The organism is Chromobacterium sp. Rain0013, from assembly GCF_015291765.1.
GTDB lineage: Bacteria > Pseudomonadota > Gammaproteobacteria > Burkholderiales > Chromobacteriaceae > Chromobacterium > Chromobacterium haemolyticum.
The window spans coordinates 1513493-1529637 of the sequence record NZ_CP031514.1; the positions used below are offsets into that span (position 1 = coordinate 1513493).

The 16145-nt window shown below is 63.0% G+C and carries 15 protein-coding genes and 1 tRNA gene; 12 read left to right on the plus strand and 4 right to left on the minus strand.

Annotated elements, in window-relative coordinates:
* Nucleotides 1-175: 175 nt before the first annotated feature.
* Complete coding sequence (locus tag DXT74_RS07160; RefSeq protein WP_194427628.1) at nucleotides 176-850, plus strand: pseudouridine synthase; 675 nt, start codon at nucleotides 176-178, stop codon at nucleotides 848-850.
* 232 nt (nucleotides 851-1082) lie between these two features.
* Here the strand turns inward: DXT74_RS07160 and DXT74_RS07165 are convergent, their stop codons facing one another.
* Nucleotides 1083-1325, minus strand: a complete 243-nt coding sequence (locus DXT74_RS07165) for a hypothetical protein (RefSeq protein WP_194427629.1) — start codon at nucleotides 1323-1325, stop codon at nucleotides 1083-1085.
* On the opposite strand from DXT74_RS07165, the gene DXT74_RS07170 reads away from it, so the two are divergent.
* Both DXT74_RS07170 and DXT74_RS07175 read left to right on the plus strand, forming a co-directional pair.
* Nucleotides 1324-2640 carry an NAD(P)/FAD-dependent oxidoreductase gene (locus DXT74_RS07170; RefSeq protein ID WP_194427630.1) on the plus strand — a complete coding sequence of 439 codons (1317 nt, stop codon included), beginning with the start codon at nucleotides 1324-1326 and terminating at the stop codon, nucleotides 2638-2640. The genes DXT74_RS07165 and DXT74_RS07170 overlap by 2 nt on opposite strands.
* Nucleotides 2641-2755: 115 nt before the next feature.
* Nucleotides 2756-4078 (plus strand): MFS transporter, encoded by a 1323-nt coding sequence (locus tag DXT74_RS07175; protein ID WP_194427631.1) that lies wholly within the window; start codon nucleotides 2756-2758, stop codon nucleotides 4076-4078.
* A 1-nt stretch (nucleotide 4079) separates the two neighbouring features.
* Here the strand turns inward: DXT74_RS07175 and DXT74_RS07180 are convergent, their stop codons facing one another.
* On the minus strand, nucleotides 4080-4448 hold the full coding sequence (locus DXT74_RS07180) for an Mth938-like domain-containing protein (protein WP_039753953.1): 369 nt from the start codon (nucleotides 4446-4448) through the stop codon (nucleotides 4080-4082).
* A gap of 248 nt (nucleotides 4449-4696) precedes the next feature.
* Here DXT74_RS07180 and DXT74_RS07185 point away from each other — a divergent pair, with 248 nt between their 5' ends.
* The 4 genes from DXT74_RS07185 (at nucleotide 4697) to thrC (ending at nucleotide 9181) form a co-directional block, all read left to right on the plus strand.
* Nucleotides 4697-5929: a pyridoxal phosphate-dependent aminotransferase gene (locus DXT74_RS07185; protein WP_039753972.1), complete on the plus strand. Its 1233-nt coding sequence runs from the start codon at nucleotides 4697-4699 to the stop codon at nucleotides 5927-5929.
* A gap of 207 nt (nucleotides 5930-6136) precedes the next feature.
* On the plus strand, nucleotides 6137-7447 hold the full coding sequence (locus tag DXT74_RS07190; RefSeq protein ID WP_019100613.1) for a homoserine dehydrogenase: 1311 nt from the start codon (nucleotides 6137-6139) through the stop codon (nucleotides 7445-7447).
* Nucleotides 7440-7772, plus strand: coding sequence for a hypothetical protein (locus DXT74_RS07195; RefSeq protein ID WP_194427632.1), 333 nt, complete (start codon nucleotides 7440-7442; stop codon nucleotides 7770-7772). Before DXT74_RS07190 ends, DXT74_RS07195 begins: the two co-directional genes overlap by 8 nt.
* A complete protein-coding gene (gene thrC / locus DXT74_RS07200; protein ID WP_194427633.1) occupies nucleotides 7772-9181 on the plus strand; it encodes a threonine synthase in 1410 nt (469 codons plus the stop codon). The genes DXT74_RS07195 and thrC overlap by 1 nt, the downstream gene beginning before the upstream one ends.
* A 109-nt stretch (nucleotides 9182-9290) precedes the next feature.
* Here the strand turns inward: thrC and DXT74_RS07205 are convergent, their stop codons facing one another.
* Nucleotides 9291-11324, minus strand: a complete 2034-nt coding sequence (locus DXT74_RS07205; RefSeq protein WP_194427634.1) for an autotransporter outer membrane beta-barrel domain-containing protein — start codon at nucleotides 11322-11324, stop codon at nucleotides 9291-9293.
* 154 nt (nucleotides 11325-11478) lie between these two features.
* Here DXT74_RS07205 and flgA point away from each other — a divergent pair, with 154 nt between their 5' ends.
* The 5 genes from flgA to DXT74_RS07230 all read left to right on the plus strand — a co-directional run bounded on the left by flgA (nucleotide 11479) and on the right by DXT74_RS07230 (nucleotide 15671).
* Nucleotides 11479-12156 carry a flagellar basal body P-ring formation chaperone FlgA gene (gene flgA / locus DXT74_RS07210; RefSeq protein ID WP_039753955.1) on the plus strand — a complete coding sequence of 226 codons (678 nt, stop codon included), beginning with the start codon at nucleotides 11479-11481 and terminating at the stop codon, nucleotides 12154-12156.
* Nucleotides 12157-12286: 130 nt separating this feature from the next.
* Nucleotides 12287-12583: a flagellar biosynthesis anti-sigma factor FlgM gene (gene flgM / locus DXT74_RS07215; RefSeq protein WP_043640027.1), complete on the plus strand. Its 297-nt coding sequence runs from the start codon at nucleotides 12287-12289 to the stop codon at nucleotides 12581-12583.
* A 23-nt stretch (nucleotides 12584-12606) separates the two neighbouring features.
* A complete protein-coding gene (locus tag DXT74_RS07220) occupies nucleotides 12607-13071 on the plus strand; it encodes a flagella synthesis protein FlgN (protein WP_043640028.1) in 465 nt (154 codons plus the stop codon).
* Nucleotides 13072-13291: 220 nt separating this feature from the next.
* The gene (locus tag DXT74_RS07225) at nucleotides 13292-14212 is read left to right on the plus strand and encodes a CobD/CbiB family protein (RefSeq protein WP_194427635.1); all 921 of its coding nucleotides are present in this window, start codon (nucleotides 13292-13294) and stop codon (nucleotides 14210-14212) included.
* Nucleotides 14213-14327: 115 nt separating this feature from the next.
* Complete coding sequence (locus DXT74_RS07230) at nucleotides 14328-15671, plus strand: DEAD/DEAH box helicase (protein ID WP_081557102.1); 1344 nt, start codon at nucleotides 14328-14330, stop codon at nucleotides 15669-15671.
* 378 nt (nucleotides 15672-16049) lie between these two features.
* Here DXT74_RS07230 and DXT74_RS07235 read toward each other — a convergent pair.
* A tRNA-Sec gene (locus DXT74_RS07235) sits at nucleotides 16050-16141 on the minus strand.
* Nucleotides 16142-16145 lie beyond the last annotated feature (4 nt).

Here is a 16145-nt window from a genome sequence, read left to right on the forward strand (position 1 = left end):
TATGCTGGGAAGACCGGCGGCGCTTGCCGCCGCCGGAGGCGATGATGTTGAGAATGCTGCCGCCGGCTGTGTATTTCAAGAGACAGCGCTAGCGAAAAATCATGGCAACAGCTTGTCGCAGCAGCGTTTAGCGCAGATAATCGCCGCCTTTTTCCGCTTTCCTTTCCATTGCCCCATGACCATTCGCCATAATCTGGAACATTACAATCCGCCGCCGGACACAGGCCTAGACGTGATCTACGCCGACGAGGCGATCCTGGTGTTGAACAAGCCTTCCGGCTTGTTGTCGGTGCCGGGCCGCGGCGAGGACAAGGCGGACTGCTTGATCAGCCGCGCTCAGCGGCTTTATCCGGACGCGCTGACCGTGCATAGGCTCGATATGGCGACATCGGGCCTGGTGGTGATGGGACGCGGCGCCAACATGCAGCGCGAGTTATCCATCGCCTTCATGGATCGCAAGGTGGACAAGCGCTATGTGGCGGTGGTGGACGGCATCGTCGAACAGAACAGCGGCACTGTGGACCTGCCGCTGATCATTGACTGGCCGAACCGCCCGCGTCAGAAGGTGGATTTCGAGAACGGCAAGCAGGCCGTCACTCATTACCGGGTGGTGTTGCGCGATGGCTTGCGCCAGACCAGCCGAGTGGAGCTGGAACCCTTGACCGGCCGCGCTCATCAGCTGCGCATGCATATGCTGCATCTGGGCCATCCCATTCTGGGCGACGACATCTACGCGCCGGAGGCGGTGTTGGCGAAAGCCGAGCGTTTGCTGCTGCACGCGGAGCGGCTGACTTTGCGTCACCCGATCACGCGCGAGGAAATGGAGTTTGTCGCCAAGGCGCCTTTTTGAGTACTCGTTGAAAGCTTCTCCGGGCTAAGCTGCACGCCGCGTCTTGACCCTGCTGGCAGCGTTTCGGCTGCGAAGCCGCGGATGAATTAGCCTTGTGGCTGGCCGAGAATACGGATTGTGTGCTGGGCTTGCTTAGAGCCTGTTCAAAGTCTCGCGAGCTAGGGCGAGACAAGGCGAAACGGCTGAGAAAATGGAATGTACGCGTGGTACAGTGCCGCCCCTGCGGACGCCTTCATTTTCCGCAACACTTACCCGGCCCGGTTTCCATGGCGAAAACCGGGCCGGCTTCGTATTGGGCGGCGGGCTTCGCCGCTGCCCCCTCCGTCATGCCTTCGGTTTTTTCTGCTGTGTAATCTTGGCTTGTCTTGCCAGCCTGTGCATACTTCTTCCTTGATCTGAAGCAAGAACTCCCTAAACAAGCGTGTTGCCGCCAGAACGTTTGTTTAGTGATTTCTACCTTGTAAGGATCTGTCATGTTAAGTCGCAATTCCGCATTGCCCAGCATTGTCGTCGTTGGCGGCGGCGCCGGCGGCCTGGAGCTCGCCACTCGGCTGGGGCGCACCCTGGGCGCGCAGCACAAGGCCCGCGTCGTGTTGGTCGACGGCTCGCCCACCCACATCTGGAAGCCGCTGTTGCACGAGGTGGCCACCGGTGCGCTCAACACTGGCGAGGACGAGGTCAATTACTTTGCCCATGGCTATCGCAACGGCTACGAGTTCGAGTTCGGCTATATGCAGTCGCTGGACACTGAACGGCGCAGCATCCAGCTTGCCGAAGTGCGCGATGCCGGCGGAGCGCAACTGAGCCCGCCGCGGGAAGTGTCCTACGACTGGCTAGTGCTGGCGGTGGGCGCGGAGGCGAACGACTTCGGCACGCCCGGCGTTGGCGAGCACGCGATGTTCCTGAACACCCCGGACGATGCGGAGAAGCTGCGCCACCGGGTGCTGGAACTGGCCTTCCGCTGCAGCAGCGGCCTGCAACCGCTGGCCAAGCTGGGGATCGCCATCGTCGGCGGCGGCGCCACGGGAGTGGAACTGGCGGCGGAACTGAACCACACCTTGTGTGAACTGCATCATTACGGCGCGCGCCTGCAGCCGGAGCGCGTGGAAATCAGCGTGATCGAAGGCGCGGACCGCATCCTGGCCGCCGCGCCGCCGTCTTTGTCCGCTTATGCTCAGGAGCAATTGGCCGCGCGCAACATCAAGGTGCTGACCGGCAGCCGGGTGGCGGCCGTGCACGCCGACGGCGTGGAACTGCAGGGCGGCGACAAGGTGGCGGCCGACATCACGGTTTGGGCCGCCGGGGTCAAGGCGCCGGGTTGGCTGGCCGGTTTGGGGGGCTTGCAGACCAACCGCATCAACCAATTGCAGGTGGACAAGTGGCTGCGCTGCCAGGGCGCCGCCTGCGTCTATGCGCTGGGCGATTGCGCCGAAGCGCCGGACGGCGACAGCGGTCGCAATCTGCCGGCCACCGCCCAGGTGGCGCACCAGCAGGCGCGCTGGCTGGCGGATGAACTGAGCCGGCGCGTGGCCGGCCGCCAGGGCAAGCCCTTCGACTTCAAACCACAGGGTATGCTGGTGTCGCTGGGCAAGCACAGCGCGGTGGGCAGCTTGGCGGCGGTGGTCGGCCCCAAGCGCGACTACTATGTGGAGGGCCGCGGCGCCAAGCTGATCTACAGCTCTCTGTACCGCATGCACCAAGCGGCTGTGCACGGCTGGGTGCTGGCGGGCCTGCTCTATGTCGGAGACAAGTTGCGCCGCGCCGCGAGGCCGTCTTTGAAGCTGCACTGACCCGCTTCAGACCGACGACAAGCCCATCCTCAAGATGGGCTTTTTTTTTGGCGCGGCTTGACCGGGCGGCGCTTTGTGGACATCTTGTTTGCCGTTGGCATAATGGGGCGCGGAGATGGCGCAAGCTTCAAGTTTGGAGATCGACACCTGGCTGGATCAGCGGCCGCTGGGCGGGTTTCAGCGTCGGCTGCTGCTGCTTTGCGGCTTGCTGATGATTCTGGATGGATTCGATGTTCAGGCCATGGCCTATGTCGCGCCGGCGCTGCTGGCGGATTGGGGCTTGGCCAAACCGTCCTTGGGGCCGGTGTTCAGCGCCGGCTTGCTTGGTTTGCTGCTGGGCGCTTTACTGTTCAGTCCGCTGGCGGACCGCTTCGGCCGCCGTGCCTTGCTGCTGTTGTGCACTTTGTGGTTTGGCCTGGGCATGCTGGCCACCGCCTTCGCCGCCACACTGGAGCACCTGCTGTGGCTGCGCTTCCTGACCGGCCTGGGGCTGGGCGGCATCATGCCGAACGCGATGGCGCTGGCCGGCGAGTACAGCCCGCTCCGGCGCAGGGTCAGCATGATGATGCTGATTTCCTGCGGCTTCACGGTCGGCGCGCTGTTAGGCGGCTTGCTGGCGGCTTGGCTGGTTCCTGCCCACGGTTGGCGCGCGGTGTTTGCGGTTGGCGGGGCCGCGCCGTTGCTGTTGGCGCTGTGGATGTGGCGGCAGTTGCCGGAGTCGTTGCAGTTTCTGTTGTCGCGGCAACGGCGCGAACAGGCGCTGTTCTGGTTGCGGCGTCTGGACCCGGCGATGAGCGGGACGACGGCGTCTTGCCTGACGCTGCGGGAGCCCGTCGCCGCCGCGTCGTTGCCGCATTTGTTCCGGGCCGGCCGCGCACGGCTGACGCTGACCCTGTGGACGCTCAGCTTTTTGAATCTGCTTCTGCTCTATTTCCTGTCCAACTGGATGCCGGCCCTGGCGCGGGACGCCGGGTTGGACACGCAAAGCGCCATTCTCGCCGGCGCCGCGCTGCAACTGGGCGGCGTGGCCGGCACCTTGCTGTTGGGGATCTGGATAGACCGGCTGGGTTTTTTGCGGGTGATGCTGCCAAGCTTCGCGCTGGCGGCGGCGGCCGTTGCCATGCTGGGGCAATTGGGCGCGCAGCAGGCCGGCTTGTTTGGCCTCTTGTTCGCCGCCGGTTTTTGCGTGGTGGGCGGCCAGCCGGCGATCAACGCCCTGGCGGCCAACGCCTATCCCACCTCCTTGCGCGCCACCGGCGTGGGCTGGAGCCTGGGCGTCGGCAGGGTGGGGTCGGTGTTGGGGCCATGGCTGGGCGGCGAGTTGCTGCGTCAGGACTGGAGCCTGGCCAGCTTGTTCATGCTGGCCGCGACGCCGGCCATATTGGCGGCCTGGCTGGTGTGGATGTGTCCGCAGGCGGAGCGGCCGGTCGCCGGTTGAGTCAAATCGCCAGCAGCGCGGCGACGACGCGGCGGTCTTCCGCCAGCAGGATGTTGAAGGTGCGGCAGGCGGCCTGGGTGTCCATGGTTTCCACGCCAATGCCGGCGTTGGCCAGTGCGGCGGACAGGCGCGGGTGGCAAAAGCGCAGGCTTTTGCCGGTGCCGAACAGCACCACTTCCGGCTGCAGCGCCAGCAGCGCGCTGAAATGGCTTTCTTGCAAATCCTCGAAAGCGGTTACCGGCCAAGGCGCCACGCTGTCCGCGGTCACGATCAGATTGCCTTCGTGACGCTGGGCGTTGATCAGAACATGGCCTTCGCCATAGCCGGTGAACAAGTTGCGGCCCTGTCCAAGCGATTGCTGCATTTTCATGTGAGTGGATTCCCGATTGCGAGCGCTGCGGCGGATGGCCCTTTTCGGGGGCGAAGAACCTGCTGCAGTGCATCAGAGATTGGGATAGGATTATAACTCGACCCCGCCGCTGATTGCCGCCACAACGTCAACGTGGTCATCGCTTCAGCGGGGACATCCAAAGAGATCAGATGAAAGAACACAAACCGCGCCGCCAGGGCAAGACCGCCGTCTCCGGCGGGCGGCAAGCCACGGAAAACATTGTCGTCATGCAGCCAGTCCATAAATCGCAAAAACTCGCCAACGTCTGTTACGACATCCGCGGTCCGGTGCTTGAGCACGCCAAGAAGATGGAAGACGAAGGCCATCGCATCATCAAGCTGAACATCGGCAACCCCGCGCCGTTCGGTTTCTTCGCGCCGGACGAAATCATCGAGGACGTGATCGTCAACCTGCCGTCAGCCTCCGGCTATTCCGACTCCAAGGGCCTGTTCGCCGCGCGCAAGGCGATCATGCATTACGCCCAGCAAAAACAGCTGCCTAATGTGGGCATGGACGACATCATCGTCGGCAACGGCGTGTCCGAACTGATTGTTATGGCGATGCAGGCGCTGCTGGACAACGGCGACGAAGTGCTGGTGCCGGCGCCGGACTACCCGCTCTGGACCGCAGGCGTCAGCCTGGCAGGCGGCAAGGCGGTGCATTATCTGTGTGACGAAGAGCAGGGCTGGTTCCCCAGCATCGACGACATCCGCGCCAAGATCACGCCCTCCACCCGCGCCATCGTGGTAATCAACCCCAACAATCCCACCGGCGCGGTTTACCCGCCGGCGCTGCTCAAGCAGATCGTAGAGGTGGCTCGTCAGCATCAGTTGATCATCTACGCCGATGAAATCTACGACAAGGTGCTGTACGACGAGGTCAAGCACACCTCCATCGCCTCCCTGGCGCCGGACCTGTTCGTGGTCACTTTCAACGGTCTGTCCAAAAACTACCGCGCTTGCGGCTACCGCGCGGGCTGGATGATTCTGTCCGGGGAAAAGAAACACGCGAAGGACTATATCGAAGGCCTGAACATGTTGGCCTCGATGCGTTTGTGCGCCAACGTGCCGGCGCAGTTCGCAATCCAGACGGCGCTGGGCGGCTACCAGAGCATAGACGACCTGGTGGCGCCGGGCGGCCGCCTCGCGCGCCAGCGCGATCTGGCGCACAAGCTGCTGACCGACATCCCCGGCGTCAGTTGCGTCAAGCCGCAGGGCGCACTCTACCTGTTCCCCAAGCTGGACCCCAAGGTCTACCCGATAGGCGACGATCAGCAGTTCATCCTGGAGCTGTTGCAGGAGGAGAAGGTGTTGCTGGTTCAGGGCTCAGGGTTTAACTGGATTGCGCCCGATCACTTCCGCGTGGTATTCCTTCCCAACTCGGACGATTTGGTCGAGGCCATCGGCCGCATTGCGCGTTTCCTGGAAAACTATCGCAAGCGCCACGGCGGCGAAGCCTGAAACCGCGGTTGCTTGAGGCTTGAGCGGAGGGACGGGGGCTGCGGCTCCCGTCTTGCCATCAGGCTTTCCTTGTCAGCGGATACGGTCCGCTGACAAGGAAAACTTGGGACACGCGCCCGCTGCGCCGGCAATGGCTTGGCGGCACGGCTCTTGATCAGGGCTGGCCGTCGCGGGCAGGGACAAAATACTAGAGACAGGGAGCAGATAATGAAACCGATCAATATCGGCCTATTGGGCGTGGGGACTGTAGGTGGCGGTACCGCCACCGTTCTCAAACGCAACGCCGAGGAAATCAGCCGCCGCGCCGGGCGTCAGATCCGCCTGCTGCAGGCGGCCAACCGCAACCAGGCCCGCGCGCAATCCTTGCTGGGTCCGGACGTGGACGTGGTGGCCGACGCGATGCAGGTGGTGAACAACCCCGACGTCGACATCGTGGTGGAATTGATCGGCGGCGACACCGTGGCCAAGGAGCTGGTGCTCAAGGCCATCGCCAACGGCAAGCACGTGGTCACCGCCAACAAGAAGCTGCTGGCGCTGCACGGCACCGAGATTTTCGCCCGCGCGCAGGAACAAGGCGTGATGGTGGCCTTCGAGGCCGCGGTGGCCGGGGGCATCCCCATCATCAAGGCGCTGCGCGAAGGCTTGTCCGCCAACCGCATCGAGTGGATTGCCGGCATCATCAACGGCACTTCCAACTTTATCCTGACCGAGATGCGCGAGAAGGGCGCCAGCTTCGCCGAAGTGCTGGCCGAGGCGCAGCAGCTGGGCTACGCGGAAGCCGACCCCACCTTCGACATCGAAGGCCATGACGCCGGCCATAAGCTCACCATCATGGCGGCGCTGGCCTTCGGCATTCCGATGCAGTTCGACCGCTGTTATCTGGAAGGCATCAGCAAGCTGGAAGGGCGCGACATCAAATACGCCGAGGAATTGGGCTACCGCGTCAAGCTGTTGGGCCTGACCCGCCGCACCCCCGCCGGCGTGGAGTTGCGCGTGCACCCGACGCTGATTCCGGCGCGCCAGTTGATCGCCAACGTCAACGGCGTGATGAACGCCGTGCTGGCCAAGGGCGACGCGGTGGGGCCCACCTTGTACTACGGCGCCGGCGCCGGCGCGCTGCCCACCGCCTCCGCGGTGGTGGCCGACATCGTCGACGTGACTCGCTTGCTGACGGCGGACCCGGAGCACCGCGTGCCGCATCTGGCCTTCCAGCCGGACCAGTTGCAGGACCTGCCCATCCTGCCGATTTCCGACGTGGTCAGCTCCTACTATCTGCGCATCGGCGCCGCTGACCGCGCCGGGGTGCTGGCCAACATCACCCGTCTGCTGGCGGAAAACGGCATCTCGATCGAGGCGGTCATCCAGAAAGGCTCGGTGTCCGACGGCACCGCCGAAGTGGTGATCCTGACCCATCGCGTGCAGGAACAGGCGATTGACCGCGCCATCTCCGGCATCGAGGCGCTGGAAAGCATCACCGGCAAAGTGGTGCGCCTGCGCATGGAAGAGCTGAATGATTAAACGCTGGCTGACCGGCCTCGGGGCCGGTCTGATCCTGGCAAGCGCCGGGGCGACGCCCTTGTCCCCCGGCCAGCACAGCCTGTTGCAGGGCTTTTTGATGCGTGGTTGCGTCAAACGCACTCCGGCCTCGGACGGCGTTGGCCAGCACTCGTCGGAACAAGTGCAAAGATATTGCCAGTGCGCCAGCCAGCATCTGGCCGGCCGCTTTTCCTCGGAAGAGGTGATGGGCGTGCTGACCGGCCAGATCAAGAAAGACGACCCGCGCGGCAAACAACGGATGAAGGACGCCTCCGCCGCCTGCGCCCAATATCTGGAAACTCCCTGATGCGTTATATCAGCACCCGCGGGGGCATGGCCCCGCAATCGTTCAGCGACATCCTGCTGATGGGCCTGGCGCCCGACGGCGGCCTGGTGTTGCCGGAGAGCTATCCGCGGATTGATCGCGAGCGGCTGGACGCCTGGCGCGGCCTGTCCTATGCCGAATTGGCCTTTGAAGTCATCCGTCTGTTCGCCACCGACATCCCGGAAGACGATCTCAAATCCATCGTCGAGCGTACCTATACCCGCGCGGCCTTCGGCAGCGAGGCGATCACGCCGCTCAAGCGGCTGCACGACGGCCTGGCCATCCTGGAACTGTCCAACGGCCCGACGCTGGCCTTCAAGGACATGGCGATGCAGTTGCTGGGCAATCTGTTCGAATACGTGCTGGCCAGGAAGGGCGAGCGTCTGAACATCTTGGGCGCCACCTCGGGCGACACCGGCAGCGCCGCCGAGTACGCGATGCGGGGCAAGGCCGGCATCCAAGTGTTCATGTTGAGCCCGGACGGACTGATGAGCCCGTTCCAGCGCGCGCAAATGTATAGCCTGCACGACGCCAATATCCACAATATCGCGATCCAGGGCATGTTCGACGACTGCCAGGACATCGTGAAGGCGGTGCAGAACGACCATGCCTTCAAAGCGCGTCACAAGATAGGCACCGTCAACTCGATCAACTGGGCGCGAGTGGTGGCCCAGGTGGTGTATTACTTCAAGGGCTATTTCAACGCCACGGCGAGCAATGAGGAAAAGGTCAGCTTCTGCGTGCCGTCCGGCAACTTCGGCAATGTCTGCGCCGGCCATATCGCGCGTCAGATGGGCTTGCCGATCGAACGGCTGCTGGTGGCCACCAACGAGAACGACGTGCTGGACGAGTTCTTTCGCACCGGGGCCTACCGCCCGCGCGGCACGGCCAACACCTACGTTACCTCCAGCCCGTCGATGGATATTTCCAAGGCCTCCAACTTCGAGCGCTTCGTGTTCGATCTGCTGGGACGGGACCCGGAAGCGCTGAAAGCGCTGTGGCGCCAGGTGGACGCCGGAATCGGCTTCACCTTGTCCGAGGAACAGACCGCCGCCGCCGCAGAGGTCTTCGGCTTCGTTTCCGGCAAGAGCAGCCATGCCGACCGCCTGGCCACTATCCGCCAGCTGGACCGCGAAGACGGCGTGGTGGTGGACACCCATACCGCCGACGGGATCAAGGTGGCGCGCGAGTTGCGCCGCCCCGGCGAAACCGTGGTTTGCCTGGAAACCGCTTTGCCCGCCAAGTTCGCCGCCACCATCCGCGAAGCGCTGGACCGCGATCCGCCGCGGCCGGACGGTTTCGACGGCCTGGAGGATCTGCCGCAGAAAGTGTCGGTGTTTCCGGCGGACGCCGATGAGGTCAAAGCCTTCATCGAACGCAGTTTGAGCTGAAGCGCTTCGGACGCGAAAACGGCCCCATGGGGGCCGTTTTTTTGCGTCTGCCGCGGCGTTAGGGCTTATTCAAAGTCTTGCTCTAGCTTGCGAGACTTTGAACAGGCTCTTAGAACGTCAGCGCCACGCCGACATTGCCGGCGGTCTGGCTGCTGCCGCTGCGACCGCTGGCGGCGCTGAGCTGGCCGAACATCGACACGCTCTTGCTCAACTGGGCGCTGAGGCCGGCGGTCCATTCCAGCCAATCCGCCTTGGGCTTGCCCAACTTGACGCTGTAATCGCCCAGCGTGGTGGCCAGGCCGGCGGTGACTATGCGGTCGTCGCGCTTGAACTCGTGCGCGTAGCTGAGTTTGGCGTAAGGGCTGAAACGGCCGATGTCGGCTTCCAACTGCCAGCCGACACGCGCCACCAGTGAGGTGCCGTTTTGCGCGTTGAAGGCCATGCTGCTGCTGTTGCCGCCTTGCTCTGTGAAGCCGTTCACCTTGACGTGGGCGTAGTCCAGGCCAGCGATGGGGCCGGTGTGGTAAGCGCCCAGCGGGATAAGGTAACCGCCGCCGACGCGCACGCCGTATTGACTCTGACGAGCCGTGCCGTTCAGCGCGATTTGAGCGGCGCCCAGCGATACTTGGCGGCGGGTGTCGATATCGCCGGCGCCGATGTGGGCGTCGCCGTCCAGCCAGAACCGTTCCTGCTTGTAGCTGAACAACGCGCTCATCAAGGTGCTGCGGTCATCTACGCTGCCTGGCGTGGCAATGCCGTTGATGTCGGTTTTGCCGTTCTGGCGCGACATCGCCAGCCCCAGGCTAAGCGCTGGGCTGGCCTGGAAGTCCAGGCCCACGGTGTACAGACGGCCTTGCGGCTTGGCGGACAGGCTGTCATAGCCGATCTTGTCGTCGTTGAAGGCGCCGCTGACGAAGGCGCTGACCGCGCCAACCTCGCGTTTCTGCGCGCGGATGGCCTGATAGCGGCTGTCCAGCGTTCCGCCCAGTTGGCGGGCGTTGTTCAGCGCGGATTCCGGCAGCGCGCCGGCGAAATAGGGCGCTTGCAACAGGCCGTAGATGTAGTCGCCTATCAATTGATAGGCTGCCGGTGTGGGATGCAAGGCATCGGTGAACAGATAGTTTTGCCCCGGAATAACGGAGGCCAGGCAGTATAGAGCGGACTGCGAGCAAGCCGCGCCGGAGGTATTGCTGAAACCATAGGCTCGCGGATTGGCCAGAAGCTCAGAAAACAGGCCCGATATATTGGCCCTGACGACGCCATGCTGCAGATTGCCTGCGCTAAGCGCCATATCCACCAGCTGGTTGTAACCGCTAGCGCCTTTTTGAAGGTTGGGTTGTACCGCAGCGTAAGCGTTGGTCAGCGTGCCTTCGCTCAGGCCGGCGGTGGTTTCAGCCTTGCTTAGCGCCTGGTTGATGAGGGCCGGCGAATTGCTGGTCTGGCCGGCGCTCAGCACCTCCCAGGCGGCGCCCCAGGCGGTAAGGACCTTGCCGGCGTTGCCGGCGCCGGGCAGCGCTGTCTGAATGGCGGCGAGCACGGATAGCGGAGCCGCGGAGATGTCGGGCAGATTGGGCAGGATGATGGTGTTTGCCCCGGCAGCCTTGAGCGCTGCCACCGCCTGCGCGGTGTAGCCTGCGGAGGCGCCTAGATAGGCGGTTGGGTTGCTCTGGCTGCCGGCGGCGATGACGTCGTTGCCGCCGATCCAGATGGCGTAGGCGGCGTTGGGGTCGGCCTTTTGGCCTTTCTGGCCCAGATAAGCGTTGATCTGGCCCGGCAAGTCGGTGACCGGGATCGCGTCGGCGGCAGGGCTCTGGCTGGGCGTCTCTGGATTTGTATTGGGCGGGCTGGCGGGCTGCGCGCGAGCGTCGCCCTGAGCATAATTATTGCCTGCGGTATTGGCAATGTGGGTGTTTAGGCCGTTGTTGGGCGATACGCTTTGGCCGTAGTGATTGGCCAAGACTTCGGCCCAACCCGTTCCGTAGCCCAGAGTCCAGCGAGCGGTTGACGGCAGGCCGCCCAGCCCGCCGAAAGCGCCGGTGTCGGTCAGACTGTCGCCGAAGAAATAAAAATGACTATAGGCGTTGGCGGCGGCCGGCAGGGCCAGCAGAGTGGCCACGGCCAGCGTGTTCAGGCGCTTGCGCATTTGGAATGTCCCCTTCCGGATAAATTTTTGGTTTTATTTGATTTAGGTTTAAGAGTCTAAGCTCTATTCGAACGATTATTTTAATTTCTCCATGGCATTGTCAATAGGAGGGCGCAGGCTGCAGCCCTGGCCTTGCTTGCGCTAGAATGCGGGTATGCGACGTTTACTACTTTGGATGATGTGCTGCGTCTGGGCCGTGGCGGCATCGGCCGCGGGCATGCAGGACCTGGGACGCTTGGAGGCTTTGGCCGGAGACTTCCTCAAGCACGAATTGTCGATGCGTCCCGCCACTTGGACCTTGGGGCAGTTGGACCGTAAGCTGGCGGTGCCGGCCTGCGCGCAGCCCAAGGCGGATTGGGCGACGCCAGGCGTGACCACCGGCGCCACCTTCGTCGCGGTGTCGTGCCCGGAACTGGGTTGGGCGCTGCGGATTCCCGTGCGGATCAATGAAAAGAAAATGGGCGTGGCCCTGAGCCGGGCCGTGGCGGCCGGCGAGGTGCTGAGCGCCGCCGACGTGCGCTTAGTCGACGTGGCCAATCCCAGCCTGGCGCGGAATGTGTTGGACGACCTGCAGCAAGCCATAGGCAAGACCATGCGCTCCGGTGCGCCGGCCGGCGCCTGGTTGCGCAGCTTCATGGTGCGTGCGCCCTATCTGGTGAACAGCAACCAGCGGGTGAAGGTGGTGGCGTCGGGGGAAGGTTTCGCCGCGGCGGCCGACGGGCTGGCGATAGGCAATGCGGCCGAAGGCGAGCAAGTGTCGGTGCGCATGGCTTCCGGCCGGGTGATACGCGGGCAAGTGCAGGCGGACGGCAGCGTGATGGTGATATATTGAGACGGCTCGCCGGCAAGCCGATGTGGCGGCCGCGGCGCGCGGGGACGGATAATTAGGAGAAAGTCTTCAAGATATTGTTTTTCCGTCCGATAATAGAGGTAATCCAGGTTCCCTTTGGGAAGGCCATGCCATGAAAGTAGATAACTCGGGTAAGCTGTCAGCAAGCTACAGCACCCAGAACAAGGCCGCGCCGCGAGATGCGGCCGCCAACGCCAACCCTGCCGCCAGTGGATCCGACAGCGTGACGATTAATCCTTTGGCCAGCCGTCTGAGCGCGGTGGAAAGCAAGGTCAGCGGCGATTCCGGCTTTGATGCCGGTAAGGTGGCCGCGATCAAGTCGGCCATTGCCGCGGGCACATTCAGCGTCAATCCGGAGAAGATCGCCGATGGCTTGATCGCCTCCACCAAGGAATTGTTGGCGCGTTAAGCGCGCGCAGTTGAGAGTCAGGCATGAACGTTGTTGAAGAATTCTGCCAGCTGTGCCGGGCCGAGAGCGATCTCGTTGCCCGGCTGATTGCGTTGCTGGAGCAGGAACAAAAGGTATTGGTGCAGGGTTTTGACGTTCAGCTGGACGCTCTGGCCGAGGGCAAGAGCGCAGTGCTGGACCAACTGGCAGTCAGCGCCGCTCAGCGCGGCGAACTGATGCGTCGGATCGGCGTGCAGGACAGCGAGACGGTTTACATCTGGCTGGCGGACAAGCCGGAAGCCAGTCTGGCCTGGACCGGGCTGGAAGAGGCGATTCAGCGGGCGCAGAGCATCAATCAGCTCAACGGCAGCTTCATCGACCAGCGCTTGTCGTTGGTGGAGGGCGCGCTGAACACCTTGCGCGACGCCGCAGCCTCAACCATGGGCTACGATAAGGCCGGGCAGCTGCCGGAACTGGCGACCGGGCGGCGCTTTCTCGGCTCCGCCTGAGGTTTGTTCAAAGTCCGCCGCGTGTGGGCGGGATGGCTGGAAAAGGGGAGTGAAAACGCCCCCGGCAAGCTCAATATACGAGAGAGCGCCTTTGCGGCGCTCTTGGCTTTTTCACCGCGTCGCGACCGGTTTTAGAGTCTATTCTCAAGGAGCAGTGGGAATGCCCTGGCCTTTATGGTATCTTCCTCTCCGGGCCTGAGAAAACCACTATCCGGAACCAATGACCCTGATTTCCTTGATTATCGCTCTGGCACTGGAGCAGTTGCGGCCGTTAGGCAATCGCAATCGCGTCTGGCTGCTGTTCACTCGCTACGCCAATCATTTGGAACGCAATCTGAATGCCGGCTCCAACCGCCATGGCGTGTTGGCGTGGTCCTTGGCGATCGTGCCGGCGGTCTTGCTCAGCTTGCTGATCTACTACGCACTGCACGCCTTGAGCCCGATCCTGGCGATGTTGTGGAATGTCCTGATCTTGTATCTGACCATGGGTTTCCGCCATTTCTCCAGTGCGTTCTCCGAAATCTCCCAGGCCTTGGCCGAAGGGCGGGATCTGGACGCGCGCACCGCGCTGGCGAATTGGACTGGCCAGGGCACCGCTGAATTGTCTATCGAGGAAATTTCCCGGCTGGCGATTGAGCAGGGGGTGGTGGACAGCTACCGCCATGTGTTCGGCACCATGTTCTGGTTTGTGTTGTTGCCGGGCCCGGCCGGCGCGCTGTTGTACCGACTCTGTTCTATGCTGAATCAGAAGTGGGGCAACCGCGACGCGGACGAAGACCCGTTCGGTCGTTTCTCGGCTAGCGCCGCTGCCTGGCTGGACTGGATTCCGGTGCGTTTGACCGCCGCCAGCTTCGCCATCATGGGCGATTTCGAAGATGCGGTGTATTGCTGGCGCTCCCAGGCCAAAACATGGGGGAACTACGCTAATGGCATTCTTCTGGCTTCGGCCGCGGGTGCGATCGGTGTGAAATTGGGCGATCCGCTCAGACAGGATTACTCCATACGCTTCCGGCCCGAACTGGGCTTGGGCGACGAAGCCGACCCCAACTACCTGAAAAGCGCGGTTGGTCTGGTCTGGCGTTCCGCCTTGCTATGGTTGGCCGTAATCCTGCTGCTCAGCGTCGCAAGCCACATGGGCTGACGACCCAACGCCGCCGTTAGGGCGGCGTTGTCTTGTCCGTTTGTGTCATTTGAATACGGGGGCATGTTGGCGCGTGCGCGCAACAGGCCCCGCGAGTTTTGCAGGAGTGTTGTCCATGCTGTTTTCCGAACTCGGGCTGTCGCCCGAGATTCTGCGCGCCATTGAAGAACAGGGCTATTCCCAGCCCACCCCGATTCAGGAAAAGGCGATTCCTCTGGTTTTGTCCAGCCGCGATTTGCTGGCCGCCGCCCAAACCGGCACCGGCAAGACCGCGGCCTTCATGCTGCCCATTCTGGAGCGCCTGAAGAAATACGCCAATACCAGCGTGTCCCCGGCGATGCATCCGCTGCGCGCCCTGGTGTTGTCTCCTACCCGCGAATTGGCGGATCAGATCGGCGTCAACGTCAAGAGCTACACCAAATACCTGCCTCTGCGCGCCACCACGGTGTTCGGCGGCGTCAATATGGACCCGCAAACTCAGGAACTGCGCCGCGGCGTGGAAATCCTGATCGCCACGCCGGGACGCCTGCTAGACCACATCCAGCAAAAAACCGTTCAATTGAACAAGGTGGAAGTGCTGGTGCTGGACGAAGGCGACCGCATGCTGGATATGGGTTTCATTCAGGACATCCGCAAGATCATGGGCATGCTGCCCAAAGAGCGTCAGACTCTATTGTTCTCCGCCACTTTTGCGCCGGAGATCAAACGGCTGGCCGCTGATTTCATGAAGTCGCCGCAAACGGTGGAGGTCGCGCGTCAAAACGCCACCAACGATCAGGTCGAGCAGATTGTTTACTCGGTGGACGCCTTCAAAAAGCGCCATCTGTTGACGCATCTGATCAAATCTCGCGAGATGAGCCAGGTCATCGTGTTTTGCAAGACCAAGCTCAGCGCCGACCGTCTGGCGCGTGAACTGCAGCGCGACGGCCTGCAAGCCGAAGCCATTCACGGCGACAAGGCTCAGGGCGCGCGTCTGGAAACGCTGGCGGGGTTCAAGGAAGGCAAACTGCGCATATTGGTGGCCACCGATGTCGCCGCTCGCGGCCTGGATGTGACGGAGTTGCCCTATGTGGTCAACTTCGAGCTGCCGAACGCCCCGGAAGATTATGTGCACCGGATTGGCCGTACCGGCCGCGCCGGCGCCAAGGGCGTGGCGATTTCGTTAATGTCCCCGGAAGAAACCCGTCAGCACGAGTCTATCGAGAAGCTGACCAAGCAGACGTTGACGCCGCAGATCGTCGACGGTTTCCGCCCTTCCTGGCTGACGCGCCCCAGTGAGCGGGAACGGGAGCGTGAGCGTGAGCGCTTGCCGGCGCCGCCCAAGCCGGAAGCTTCGGTTCTGGCCGGTTCGACCGAGGGCGTTAAGAGACCTTTGAGCGGCCGTCGCAGCCGGAAGGCGAAGCGCGAGGTGCCGGCTTTGCTGCTGCCGCCGCGCTATAAGGTGGAAATCATTCGCTGATTGGGCGAATAGACAAGAAACGGCCCTGATGGGGCCGTTTTTTTATGCGCATCGTCGGCACTTCCTGTCAGCGATAGAGTCGGACATCTGTGCGAAACCGTTCTGGGATAGGGATAGGGATAGGGAGAGGGCGATGGTGGTGAAGTGGCGGCATATCGGCGTGGGCGGAGTGATGTTGGGCGCAGGCGCGGCGGCGGGAGCGGCGACGACAACGACGCTTCCATCCGCTTTGGGGAAGACCGAGGCCAAGCCCGTGGCGGCATCTGTGATGCTGGCGGAGGCGCAGCGGCTGGAACGCCTGCGCGCGCTGGTGAAACAGCATGCGATCCAATGCCATTGCTCGCTATGCCTGGGGCGGGATGTTGGCGGAGCGAACGGCGGAAGAGAACAGGAGTCGAACCTGCCCGGGACCGCTGGCGGCCCCATCTGATTTTGAAGACCAGCCGCCCCACCGGGGACGAGTCTCTTCCTGCG